Origin of the sequence: Bradyrhizobium sp. AUGA SZCCT0176, from assembly GCF_018130145.1 — a bacterium.
Lineage (GTDB): Bacteria > Pseudomonadota > Alphaproteobacteria > Rhizobiales > Xanthobacteraceae > Bradyrhizobium.
The window spans coordinates 121685-134033 of record NZ_JAFCMB010000003.1; the positions used below are offsets into that span (position 1 = coordinate 121685).

Below are 12349 nucleotides of genomic sequence, written 5' to 3' on the forward strand. Positions count from 1 at the left end.
TGGCAATCCGCGATGTCAAAGGAAACGCAGTTTGCCGAATTAGTAAAATTTTGTTATCTTTGGTCTGAGCAAAGTTTTTGTTATAAAGGGTGCGGCGATGGCAGGCCGGTTATTGCGAGAAGTGACGATCCGCCAGTTGCGTGCACTGGCCGCTGTTCAAAAAAGCCGATCGGTCACATCAGCGGCCAAACAGCTCCATCTCACCCAGCCCGCGGTCACGCTGCAGCTTCGTAATTTGCAGGCACTCGCCGGGCTGCCGCTGATCCAGCGCACCGGCGACGGCATGCTGCTGACGGATGCCGGGCGCGAAGTGCTGGCGCTGACTGAGCGGATCGAGGCGGCGATATCAGATTGCGAAACCACGATGGCGATGATGGCGGGGAAGACGGCCGGCCGCATCTCGATCGGCGCCGTCAGCACCGCGAAATATTTCGTGCCGTTCATGATTTCAGGATTTTCGAAGCGTCACCCGGACGTCGAAGTCACGCTCTCGATCGGTAACCGGCAGGAGATCGGCACGGCGCTACGCGGCTACGATCTCGACTTTGCGATCATGGGCCGCCCGCCGGCCGACATCGACATGAACGTTCACCTTATCGGCGATCACCCCCACGTCATCATCGCGCCGACGGGACATCGGCTGGCGCGAAAATCCCGCATCGCGCCGGGCGAGCTTGCGAGCGAGACTTTCCTGACGCGCGAACCCGGATCCGGAACGCGCGGCCTGATGGAGCAGCTGTTCGAATCCGCCGGCATTCGTCCCAAGATCGGCCTTGCCATGACCAGCAACGAGACCATCAAGCAGGCCGTGATCGCAGGTTTGGGCATTGCATTCATTTCCGCGCACACGGTGGCTACCGAACTCGATGAACGGCGATTGACTGTGCTCGACGTTGACGGCCTTCCCGTGGTCCGGCAATGGTTCGTGCTCGCCCGCAAGGACAAGGTCTTGCTGCCGCCGGCGCAGGCGATGCTCGATTTCCTCAGCACCAGGGGCAAGCAGTTTCTGCCGCGCACCTATGGCCGCCTGCGTCTCACCCGGTCGTCAACCCGCAAAAAGCGCGGCTGAGATGCGCCGCAAGTTCTGCTCACGCTGCTACCTTGGCCAAGGAATCCGGTACACTGGAAGGCGCAATGCTCTCTCGTATCAAATCGTGGGCCAAGGGCCTGAAACGCGACGCTCACGCGATCTATCTCGCGTCCCGCGATCCGCGCGTGCCGTGGTACGCGAAGGCGCTCGCCATTGCCGTTGCCGGATATGCGCTGTCGCCGATTGACCTCATTCCGGACTTCATCCCCATCATCGGTTATCTCGACGAGTTGATCCTGCTCCCTTTGGGCATCTGGCTCGTGGTGACGCTGATTCCCGATGAGATCATGGTCGAGTATCGCGCCAAGGCGAACGCGGCCGCGCAGCGTCCGACCAGCCGGGCCGGAATGGCTGTTATCATCCTGTTGTGGATTGCAGGCGCATTGGTGTTGGGATGGATCGGCCATGCCTGGTGGAACCGGCCGTGAAGGCCGGCTTTGATCGGCATCCCGTGACGCGCCGTTCGTTTAGAACGTCGCCTTCAGGCCTGCGTAGAAGGCGCGCGGCCGCGCCGGGCTGAGCGAACGCGCATCGGTGAAGGGCGCACCGCCATTGGCGAAGTTGGGCACGTCGCCCGTATCGAAGAAGGTGCCGAAGGTCGCATAGCGGTTGTCGAAGATGTTGTCCGCACGGGCGTAGATCTGGAACGTCTTGTTGATCTGATACGAGGTGTGCAGGTTGAAAACCGCATAGGACGGCAGGCGCTGCGCCTGATTGGATTCGTCGCCCGCAAAGTACTGGTTGCCGACGAACAGCGCATCGCCTCCGACCTTGAAGGCGTCTGTGACCGAATAGTCGATGCCGAACTTGATCCGGTTGCGGGGGATCGCCGGAATTCGATTGCCCGGCAGGATCTGGACATTGCCGTTGTCGTCGGCGAACGGGCTGTTGGAGCCGACCTGCAGCACATCGAGGAAGCGCGCATCCACGAGGGCATAGCTGGCATAAAGTTGCAGTGTCTTCGACGTCAGATTGACCTGGGCCTCGATGCCCTGGCGCCGTGTCGAACCCACGTTCTGGAAGTAACCAAATCCCTGCAGCTCCGGGCTCGGAATCGCGAGGATATCATCGGCATTGGTGGCGCGGAACGCACCAACTTTCCAACTCAACGTTCCGATATTCAGCTCCGACGTTCCGCGGAAGCCTGCCTCGATGGTGCGGGACACGACTTGTTTCAGCGGCGGGTCGGCGATGAGGAATGCGGCAATGAGACAGGGGCGCAAGGGGTCGGCGCACGCAAGCTCCAGCGGGGTCGGTGCTCGATTGGCCTCGGAATACCCCGCATAGGCAGTCAAGGCGGGTGTGATCTTGTAGGTGCCGCCGATCATCGGATTGAAGCGGGTAAACGTATGCTCGCCGTTGAGCGCCGTACCGATCTGATCCTCCAGCTTAATATGCGCATGGTTGAACCGGCCGCCGCCCGTGATCGAAAATCTATCGGTAACGTCGAACGTGTCTGACGCGTAGAGCCCGGTGTAGCGGTTGGTGGCGCGAAGCGAAACCGGGCCGATCGCGATCGGCTCGCCGGATGGTCCGAGATAGATGCCGCTGCCGTTGACGACGTAGTTCGAACCGATGGTGCCGAGTTCGGCGCTGGCCCCGAACCGGGTGACGCCGGAGTCGATACTGGCGCCGACCATGAACTGATTGTTGTGCCCGAACAGCTGATCGGTATTGGTTGCCTGCAGGGTTGCCCCCGTCGTGACCGAACGGGTTGTGGTCCGGTCGATCTGTCCCAGCACGGCGTTGTCAGGGAAGGGATTGGCAAGCTGGACGCCGTTCAGGCCATTCGCCGGGACGTCGTCGTCGTTAAAGCAAAGCAGGCCCGGATCGGCCGCGCATCGCTCCGTCTCGGTCGGATTGCCATCCACCGTTTTTTGCCTGAAAGCGCGGACGCGCGCCGAGCCTTCGATCGTCCAGGTCGGCGTGGCCTCGACCTTTCCGGTCAGATTGGCATATGCAACCTGGTTGGATGTCGTCTGCGGCGTGGTGTAGGTGGCGCCCCAGTAGTTCTGCAGCAGTTCAGCCGGCACCGTCGCAGCCGCGCCGAAATTGTTCTTGGCGACGCCCACATTGAGGTGAAATTCACTGCTATCGGTCCGGTAGCCGACATCGCCGTAGAACCGGCGAATGGCCGACTCCGAAAAATTGCGAAAGCCATTGTCACGCACGCCTTCCAGCGCGCCATAGACGGAAAAATTGTCGATCTGCTTGCCATACTGCGCCGAACTCTGGATGCGCCCGAACGAACCGCCCATCGTGTTGATTTCGGCGCCGCGATAGTTGAAGCCATCCTTCATCTGAACGTTGACGGCGCCGCCCAGCGCATTGAGACCGAAGGCGGGATTGTTGGTGACGACGGTGACCGACCTGATCGCGGCCGTCGGGATCAAGTCCCAGTTGACGGTGTCGCCGAACGCTTCGTTGACGCGCACGCCGTTCTGGTAAACCGCCAGTCCCTGAGGCGTACCGGCGACCGGAGATGCGACGAAACCCCGAAACTGAATATCGGGCATGAACGGATTTCCGGTCGTATCACTGATGATGATACCCGGCACCTGTTGCTGTAATGCGTCCGCGATGTTGAGCGAGCCGGTGCGCGTAATCTGTCCGGCTCCGACCGCATTGACGCTTGCCGCCACCTTGTCGACATCCATTCCAGAACCCGCCGTCGGCGTGGGCGCGGTCGGATAGACGAAAACCCTGCGGACGTTCCTGGTCGCCCGGGGCGCATTTCTGCTGCGGGCGGGCCTGGCAGCTGTCCCCGGCGAAACCACCTCGATCGCGGGTAGGACCTCGGTCGCACCGGGCGCGTCCTGGGCTTGAGCACAGTCACTCCCGGGAACCAGACACAGTGATATTGTCCCGATAAACAGGAATCGCGCGCCCATTTTACTTCGTCCCGTCCCAATCCGGCTGCATTGATGTCTGCCGGTACGCCGCCGGCGATCTTAGGGCGTCAAAAAAAGTTGCGCACCATACAAAACGTCCCGAACGAGTTCGGGAAAAATTCCCGAATTAGCGCCCCACGTCCCGGGGAACCAAGGCCTCGACCGTTACCCCGCTATCTCCTGATGCAATCGTAAGCGAGCCGCCCAGCGCCAAAATGCGCTCGCGCATGCCGGTTAACCCGAAGCCCAGCTTGTGATCGGGCCCCAATCCGTTGCCATTGTCACGAACCCGCACCAGCGCGCCGCCGCGGCCGGTACGCGCAAGGCCCACAGGCAGTTCGGCCGGTTCAACGCTTACCTTGATGCTGGTGGCGCCGGCGTGGCGAAATACATTGGTCAGCGCTTCCTGGATGGTGCGGTAGATCGTCAGGTCAGCCGTCTCGCCGGTGTCGCCCAACGAGGGCGAGATCGCCGTTTCGATAGCGACTTCGGGGTGAGACTCTCCCCACAGGCGCAGCAGCGCGCCGAGCGCCTCGCGAAGGCCGAGTTCCGTCAGTCCCACCGGACGCAATTTTTCAAGAACCCGGCGATTGGACTGCTGCAAGGCATTCAGCTGTTCCAATATGGCACTGCCGTGCCTTCGCGTGGCCTCCGCGCTCGGATCTCCCGCATCCGCAATCCGCGTCAGGGCGCTGGCGTGCACCCGCAAAGCGAAGAGATAGGGTCCAAATTCATCATGCAGTTCGCGGGCAATTTCCTTGCGTTCGACATCCTGCAGCGAGACGACGCGCTCGGCCAGGCGCCGCTTGTCTTCAACCGCATCGCCCAGAGTGGCCGCAAGGTGATTCAACTTGTCGCAAATGGCAACGAGTTCCGGCGGCCCGTCCGGTTTCACGCGCGTGTCGTAACCGCCGGCCTCGATCTTCGCCATCGCACCCGAAAGGGTCTGGATCGGCGCGAGCGCCCGGCCAACGACCCTGCTGGTAATGAGGAAAAGAACGATCGCAATCGCGGCGCCGATCAGGAGCTGGGTGAATATCCCGTCCCAGATTTCGGCCACCTCGTCGTTCGGATGCGACGTGATCAGCAGCGCGTCCGGTTTTCCCTTGATCGAAATCGGCACGTTCACCGTGGTCTGTTCGGGGTGAACAAGCCTGACAAACCATGCCGGCGGCGAGCGTACGTCGGCATTGTCGTCCGGCTTGTCCGCGATCCCGGATCTTGCGATGGCTTCGCTCTGTCGCGTGATGCTGACGTGACGCAGCTTGTTGAGGTCGTGGACAATCTGGTTCAGTCGCGCTTCGGGATCCGGCGCCTCTTTTAGTCCTGCAACGATCGTATCGATGAACTCGCGCGCCAATCGTATGACGCTTTGATCTTCAGCCTGAACCCGGGGCCCGGCCTCGAGCACCAACCGCGCAACATTGATGGCCAGACCAAGCGTGAGGACGAGCGCGAGCAGCAGGTTGATCCGGGCACGTAACGAAAGCTTTTGCCACATATCATTTGTCCAGGAGTGAAATCGCCTTTGCCTGAGAGCGAACTCGTCTTCAATTCATCATCGAGCAGAGCGTTGACAGATAAAACCGGCGTCTATCTAATCGAAGCGTATAGCAACATCGCCCGGGTTGCATGACCATCGACGGCAGGTATCGCCCCGAAGTCTGCGCCGGTGTTTCACCTGATGCGGTGCACAACGGGATTGACGCGGCTATTCGGGACCAATGCCAATGCGCGTTCTGATCGTAGATGATCATCGCATCGTCGCTTCGGGCTGTCGTGCCTTGTTCGCGGACGAGCCGGAGATCGATGTCGTGGAAGCCTCCGACGCGGAGAGCGGCGAGCGCGTGTTCGGCGAACTGCATCCCGATATCTGCGTGCTCGATATCAACCTGCCGACGGTGTCCGGCTTCGAACTGGCGCGACGCCTGCTTGGGCGCGATGCGTCGGCGCGTATCATCATGTTCAGCATGAACGATGACCCGGTATTCGCCGTGCGCGCCATCGACGTCGGCGCCAAGGGTTTTGTCTCCAAGACCGGAGATCCCCAGGATCTTGTTGACGCCATCCGCGAGGTAGCAAAGGGCGGGGTCTATTTGCCGCCGGCGATCGCGCAAAGCATTGCATTCGCCGGACCCTCGTACGCAAGGAGCCCGCTTTCAAAACTGACGGCGCGCGAGATGGAGATACTTCGCCTGCTCAGCGCAGGCAAATGCCTGTCCGAAATCGCGTGGCTGATCCATTCCTCCTACAAGACCGTCGCCAATACATCCTCGATCATGCGCCACAAACTCGGCGTGCGCACATCCGCCGAACTGGTGCGGTTGGCCATCGACAACGGCGTGGCCTAAAGACGGCGCGACGCGGCACGGCAACGGAGAGTTCATGACAATTCAAACGGTTTCGCTCAACAAGTCGCATGGCGGCACGCAAGGCGTTTACAAGCACGCCAGCGCCGAGACCGGGACCGACATGACGTTTTCGGTCTATGTCCCTCCCCATCAGGATGGCGCAAGGCTGCCGGTGGTCTGGTATCTGTCGGGACTGACCTGCACCCACGCCAACGTCACGGAAAAAGGCGAGTTCCGCAGCGCCTGCGCTGAACTCGGACTGGTCTTCGTCGCGCCGGACACCAGCCCGCGCGGCGACAAGGTGCCCGGTGATCCCGCCGGTGCCTACGATTTCGGGCTCGGCGCCGGCTTTTATGTCGACGCAACACAGGCGCCGTTCGCGCGTAACTACCGGATGTGGAGTTATGTCACGGAAGAACTGCCGAAACTGGTCGCCGCGAATTTCCCCGTCGATGCCGGGCGGCAATCCATCCTCGGTCATTCGATGGGCGGCCATGGTGCACTGACCGTCGCACTGCGCCATCCCGACCGGTACCGCGCCGCCAGCGCCTTTGCGCCGATCGTTGCTCCCTCACAAGTACCGTGGGGCATCAAGGCGCTGGGAGGCTATCTCGGCGGCGACGGGCAGGCCTGGCGCAAACATGATGCGGTTGCGTTGATCGAGGACGGCGCCAGATTCTCCGATCTACTGGTGGATTATGGCGACGCCGATTCGTTTCTTGCCGAACAGCTTCGTCCCGAGTTGCTGAAAAGCGCCTGCGAGAAGGCTAACATTCCGCTCACGCTGCGCCGCCAGGGTGGTTACGACCACAGCTATTTCTTCATCTCCAGCTTCATGGGCGACCATCTGCGCTGGCACGCCGCGCGCCTGAGAGCCTGAAATTTTGCGCAGTCCATTATGGCTGGGGCCTGCCATAATTGGGCGCCAGCAGCCGGTTGCGCACGAGATAGCTCGTCGCCCGTGTCCAGGATTCATCGGTGTTGCCGCGAAAATCGGCATTCATTGCGGTGATGAGCTGTCCGGTGTGGGCGTCGCGCACGAAGATGGTCAGGTTGAGAATAAGGGTCGAGATCTTCTTCATGACACCTGTGATGACGAGATCCGCGCCGATGCGCTGCGCATACTGGACGTCGCAACCACCGCATGCCTGCAGATTGCTGCCCTCAGCGGCAGCTTTCACCGGCGAGATGTCCAGAAGCTCGAACTTGCTGGATTCCGTCAACTGCCGGCGCACCAGATCGCTGATGCGGATCAGTCGATCATGCTCGTCGGCCTGAGGCCCCCTCATTTCGCCTTCGAGGCTGGTGTCCAACAGCTCGAAATCGAAAATCGCGAGCTTCGGCGGATCGGCACGCGCCGGCACCGACACCAGCAGCATCAGCGCGGCAAAGACAAACTGCGCTCTCATGATCGTGATCCCTCACATCGACGGTCGAACAACGACGAAATGCGGACTTGCAAGCTAGAACAATTCAGTCAAGTTTCAAGTCGAGTGTGCTTGCGAGACAAGTATCCCTCCATCGTCGTCAAGTCGAGGAGGAGAATTCAGGGAGCGTCCATGATCCGATGGCTGATCGGCGCAATCGGACTAAGCATCGTGGCCAGTTCCGCGTTCGCGGCCGACCCGATCGACATCCGCGTCGGCTATCTCGGTCAGGCCGGCATCAAATCGAAACTGTCCCTTGTCGAGCAACCGTCGGAAAATGACGGCATCGCCGGTGCGCGGCTGGCGATCGAGGACAACAACACCACCGGCAAATTCCTCAATCAGCGTTTCTTCCTTGAGGAAATTCGCCTGAAAGATGGCGAGGATGTCGCCAAGGCGGCGATGGCCCTCGCCGACCGCAATGGCATCATCATCGCCGATCTGCCCGCCGACGCGCTGTTAAAGGCGGCCGATGCACTGCGCGATCGCAAAACCGTGCTGCTCAACGCCGGAGCGATCGACGACCGGCTGCGTGAGCAGGATTGCCGTGCCAATGTGATCCATGTTGCCCCGACCCGCTCGATGCTCGCTGACGCACTGGCCCAGTATCTGGTGTGGAAGCAGTGGAAGCGCTGGCTGCTGGTGGTGGGCTCACACGAGCCCGACAAGCTTTACGCCGATGCGCTGCGGCGCGCGGCGACCCGCTTCGGCGCCAAGATCGTTCAGGAGCGGGTCTTCGAGGATACCGGCGGCGCGCGGCGCACCGACAGCGGTGTCACGCTGATCCAGCGCCAAATGCCGGTGTTTACGCAAGCTGCGCCGGCCTATGACGTCCTCGTCGCGGCGGACGAAAGCGAAGTGTTCGCATCCTATCTGCCCTACCGGACCTGGGACCCGCGTCCGATCGCCGGCTCGGCCGGCCTTGTGCCGACGAGCTGGGACGCGGCGCACGACCAGTGGGGCGCGATCCAGATCCAGAACCGCTTCGTCAAACTGAATTCGCGGCGCATGACGGCGCGGGACATGCAGGCCTGGACCGCCGCGCGCATGATCGGCGAAGCGACATCGCGCACCAACTCCGGCGACCCGAAATCGGTGTTTGATTTTCTCAAGCGACCGGATTTTTCGGTTGCGGCGTTCAAGGGACAACGGCTGACGCTGCGGGACTGGAACCTGCAACTACGCCAGCCGATCCTGCTGGTCGACGGCCGCATGATCGTCTCGGTTTCGCCGCAGGAGGGTTTCTTGCATCAGTACTCCGAACTCGACACACTCGGCGTCGACCGGCCCGAAACCAAATGCAAACTGAACTGAAAACGGAGGAATGGCGGATGTGGCGTCGGTGTCTGCTTTCCGGAATGGCAGTGTGGCTCGCGGCCACCAGCCCCGCTTTGGCCTTCGTCGCCTATGTATCGAATGAGAAAAGCAACACCGTATCGGTGATCGATACCGACAAATGGGCCGTCACCCATACCATCAAGGTCGGTCAGCGCCCGCGCGGTATCGAATTCACGAAGAACGGCAAATTCGTGATGGTCGCGGTCGGCGATGACGACAAGATCGAAGTGATCGATACCGCGACCCATCAGGTGGTGGACAGCCTGCCCTCCGGTCCCGATCCGGAACTGTTCACCCAGGATGCCGCCGGCAAACTCCTCTATGTCGCCAACGAGAACGACAACACGGTGACCATCATCGACCTGGAAAAGCGCGTCCGCCTGGGTGACATCCAGGTCGGCGTCGAGCCGGAAGGCATGGCCCTCAGCCCGGACGGCAAGATCCTGATCAATACTTCAGAGACCACCAACATGGCGCATTTCATCGACACCGCCACGCGCGAGATCGTCGCCAACGTGCTGGTCGATGCGCGGCCGCGCTATGCCGAGTTCAAGCGCGACAGCTCCGAACTGTGGGTGTCGTCGGAGATCGGCGGCACCGTTTCCATCCTCGACCCCGCCAAGCGCACCATCACCGGCAAGATCGAGTTCAACATTCCCGGCCTGCGGCGCGAAGCGATCCAGCCCGTCGGCATCGCCATCACCAAGGACGGCAAGACCGGCTTCATTGCGCTCGGCCCCGCCAACCGCGTTGCCGTCGTCGATGCCACCACGCACAAGGTCACGAAGTATCTTCTGGTCGGTCAACGGGTCTGGCACATGGCCTTCACGCCGGACGAAAAATATCTGCTGGTGACCAACGGCGTATCCAACGACGTCTCTGTCATCGACGTGCCGGCGCAAAAAGTGATCAAGACAATCCAGGTCGGCGAGCTGCCCTGGGGGATTACGTTTGCTCAGCCATGACAGCAATCGACGCACACAGCACAGGACCCGTCTTGCCGGACCCCCGTCCCCGGGACGATCCAGCGGCTACTCCCGCATTGTCGATCGAAGGCATCAGCCATTCTTACGGCACAAGGCGCGCTTTGATCGACGTCAGCTTCGCGGTTGCACCGGCAAGCTTCACGGCGCTGCTTGGCCTCAATGGCGCCGGCAAGAGCACGTTGTTCGCGCTGATCACGCGGCTGTTCGGAACTCAGGCTGGACGCATCGGCATTTTCGGCCACGACATCAGCCGTGCGCCAGGCGAAGCGCTGCGGCTGCTCGGCGTGGTATTCCAGTCACGGACGCTCGATCTCGACCTCTCGGTGACGCAAAACCTGCTCTATCACGCCGCCCTGCATGGCATCGCCAAGCGCGAGGCACGGCTGCGCAGCGACGAAGTGCTGACGCGCATCGCCCTTGCCGACCGTGCCGGCAGCAAGGTTCGCGACCTCTCGGGCGGCCAGATGCGACGGCTGGAAATCGCACGCGCCTTGCTGCATCGCCCGCGCTTGCTGTTGCTTGACGAGGCGACCGTCGGGCTCGACGTCAAGGCCCGCGCCGACATTCTGGGCCACGTCCGGCAGCTCGTTATCGAGCAGGATATCGGCGTGCTATGGGCCACCCATCTGTTCGACGAGATCGTGCCCGGCGACGACCTCGTGGTCCTGCATCAAGGCCGGGTCCTTGCGCATGGCCCGGTCGAGGATATCATCGCCGACGCCGGAGCCCGTGACATCAATTCCGCATTCATGCGCTTGACCGGCGCTGCGGTGGATTCCGGGAGCCCCGCGTCATGAGCTCCACGACCGTCAGCCGACACCACAGCGGCTTCTCGCTCGCGCAATATGTCACCTGCCTGAACGGCATCGTGTGGCGCGAGGCGCTGCGCTTCGTGCACCAGCGCGAACGTTTCGTTTCGGCGCTGGTCAGGCCGCTGGTGTGGCTGTTCATCTTCGCCGCCGGCTTTCGTCAGGTCCTCGGCATCTCCATCATCCCGCCATACGAAACCTACATTCTCTATGAGGTCTATATCGCGCCGGGATTGATGGCGATGATCCAGCTGTTCAACGGCATGCAGTCGTCGCTCTCGATGGTCTACGACCGCGAGATGGGCAATATGCGCACTCTCCTGGTGAGCCCGTTGCCGCGCTGGTATCTCTTGTTCTGCAAATTGGTTGCGGGAACCGCAGTGTCATTGCTCCAGGTCTACGCCTTCCTCCTGATCGCGTGGTTCTGGGATATCGCGCCGCCGCCGATCGGCTATCTCACGGTGCTGCCGGCGCTGATCGTTTCGGGCTTGATGCTCGGCGCGCTCGGCATGCTGATCTCCTCCGGCATCAAGCAGCTCGAGAACTTTGCCGGTGTGATGAACTTCGTGATTTTTCCGATGTTCTTCGCTTCGTCCGCGCTCTACCCGCTGTGGCGGGTGCAGGAGGGAAGCCCCTTGCTCTACTATGTCTGCCTGTTCAATCCATTTACCCATGCCGTCGAACTGATACGCTTTGCGCTGTACGGACAGATGAACTGGATTTCACTGGCCGTCGTGGTTTGCTGCACAACGGCTTTCATGATCGGTGCGATATACGCCTATGACCCATCGCGCGGCCTGGTTCGCCGCGGGCCCGCCGGAGGCGAAGCATGAGATGGCAGATCGCAATCGGGACGCTCTTCCTTGTCGCGGCATCGACCAAGGCCGGCTTGGCCGCCGATCCGCGCTATCCGGACTGGCCGTGCACCCAGGCCAAAGTCCCGGAAATCTCGCTCACCGCGGTGTGGGCCGGTCCGCCGCTCGACGACGTCAAGGACAAATGGAAGGACGATGCCAAGGTGAGCCCGCTGGTGTCGAGGCTGGCCGCAAGACGGACTTCCCTTGACGACGCCCAGAAACTGATCACGGAATTTCTTGGCAGCCCGGCGACCGACAAGGCCACGACAGGCAAGCTGCTGTTCGCCGGACTGTTCGACAGCCTCAACGCGCAGCGCGCGTCGGTCATGAACGGATTGGAACGGATCACCCGCAAGCAGCGCGAGGCCGCCGACAAGATCCGGTCCGACGTGTCCGCCCTGCATGCCCTGCAGGGTGCGTCCCCGCCCGATCAGCCCAAGATCGACGAACTCAGCAATCAAATGGTCTGGCAAACCCGGATCTTTGAGGACCGGCAGCGCGTGGTCAAATTCGTCTGCGAGGTGCCCACCGCGATCGACCAGCGGTTGTTCGCGCTCGGCCGCATGATTCAGCAGGAGATCGAGTAACGAACGCGCCGCC

At 61.6% G+C, this 12349-nt stretch carries 12 protein-coding genes; 9 read left to right on the forward strand and 3 right to left on the reverse strand.

Annotation, left to right across the window (positions count from 1 at the left end; all coding sequences use genetic code 11):
• Positions 1 to 97 precede the first annotated feature (97 nt).
• A complete protein-coding gene (locus tag JQ600_RS08860; protein ID WP_212390521.1) occupies positions 98 to 1069 on the forward strand; it encodes a LysR substrate-binding domain-containing protein in 972 nt (323 codons plus the stop codon).
• Positions 1070 to 1134: 65 nt separating this feature from the next.
• Positions 1135 to 1518: a YkvA family protein gene (locus tag JQ600_RS08865; protein WP_212263406.1), complete on the forward strand. Its 384-nt coding sequence runs from the start codon at positions 1135 to 1137 to the stop codon at positions 1516 to 1518.
• A gap of 39 nt (positions 1519 to 1557) precedes the next feature.
• On the opposite strand, the gene JQ600_RS08870 is transcribed toward JQ600_RS08865, so the two are convergent.
• Positions 1558 to 3981 carry a TonB-dependent receptor domain-containing protein gene (locus JQ600_RS08870; RefSeq protein WP_212465733.1) on the reverse strand — a complete coding sequence of 808 codons (2424 nt, stop codon included), beginning with the start codon at positions 3979 to 3981 and terminating at the stop codon, positions 1558 to 1560.
• Between the two features lie 127 nt (positions 3982 to 4108).
• Complete coding sequence (locus tag JQ600_RS08875; protein ID WP_212390523.1) at positions 4109 to 5482, reverse strand: histidine kinase; 1374 nt, start codon at positions 5480 to 5482, stop codon at positions 4109 to 4111.
• 229 nt (positions 5483 to 5711) lie between these two features.
• Here JQ600_RS08875 and JQ600_RS08880 point away from each other — a divergent pair, with 229 nt between their 5' ends.
• Together JQ600_RS08880 and fghA are read left to right on the forward strand one after the other, a co-directional pair.
• Positions 5712 to 6332 carry a response regulator transcription factor gene (locus JQ600_RS08880; protein WP_212263403.1) on the forward strand — a complete coding sequence of 207 codons (621 nt, stop codon included), beginning with the start codon at positions 5712 to 5714 and terminating at the stop codon, positions 6330 to 6332.
• 34 nt (positions 6333 to 6366) lie between these two features.
• Positions 6367 to 7212: an S-formylglutathione hydrolase gene (gene fghA, locus JQ600_RS08885; protein WP_212390524.1), complete on the forward strand. Its 846-nt coding sequence runs from the start codon at positions 6367 to 6369 to the stop codon at positions 7210 to 7212.
• 16 nt (positions 7213 to 7228) lie between these two features.
• On the opposite strand, the gene JQ600_RS08890 is transcribed toward fghA, so the two are convergent.
• Positions 7229 to 7741 carry a DUF3280 domain-containing protein gene (locus tag JQ600_RS08890; RefSeq protein WP_192736665.1) on the reverse strand — a complete coding sequence of 171 codons (513 nt, stop codon included), beginning with the start codon at positions 7739 to 7741 and terminating at the stop codon, positions 7229 to 7231.
• 150 nt (positions 7742 to 7891) lie between these two features.
• Between JQ600_RS08890 and JQ600_RS08895 the strand changes: the two genes are divergently transcribed.
• The 5 genes from JQ600_RS08895 to JQ600_RS08915 are packed head-to-tail and all read left to right on the forward strand — an operon-like array spanning position 7892 to position 12336.
• Complete coding sequence (locus JQ600_RS08895; RefSeq protein ID WP_212390525.1) at positions 7892 to 9073, forward strand: ABC transporter substrate-binding protein; 1182 nt, start codon at positions 7892 to 7894, stop codon at positions 9071 to 9073.
• Positions 9074 to 9117: 44 nt separating this feature from the next.
• Positions 9118 to 10062, forward strand: a complete 945-nt coding sequence (locus JQ600_RS08900; RefSeq protein ID WP_249135770.1) for a YVTN family beta-propeller repeat protein — start codon at positions 9118 to 9120, stop codon at positions 10060 to 10062.
• Positions 10059 to 10880, forward strand: coding sequence for an ABC transporter ATP-binding protein (locus JQ600_RS08905; RefSeq protein WP_212390527.1), 822 nt, complete (start codon positions 10059 to 10061; stop codon positions 10878 to 10880). The genes JQ600_RS08900 and JQ600_RS08905 overlap by 4 nt, the downstream gene beginning before the upstream one ends.
• The gene (locus JQ600_RS08910; protein WP_212263397.1) at positions 10877 to 11725 is read left to right on the forward strand and encodes an ABC transporter permease; all 849 of its coding nucleotides are present in this window, start codon (positions 10877 to 10879) and stop codon (positions 11723 to 11725) included. Before JQ600_RS08905 ends, JQ600_RS08910 begins: the two co-directional genes overlap by 4 nt.
• Positions 11722 to 12336, forward strand: a complete 615-nt coding sequence (locus JQ600_RS08915) for a hypothetical protein (protein WP_212263396.1) — start codon at positions 11722 to 11724, stop codon at positions 12334 to 12336. Before JQ600_RS08910 ends, JQ600_RS08915 begins: the two co-directional genes overlap by 4 nt.
• The last annotated feature ends 13 nt before the right edge of the window (positions 12337 to 12349 follow it).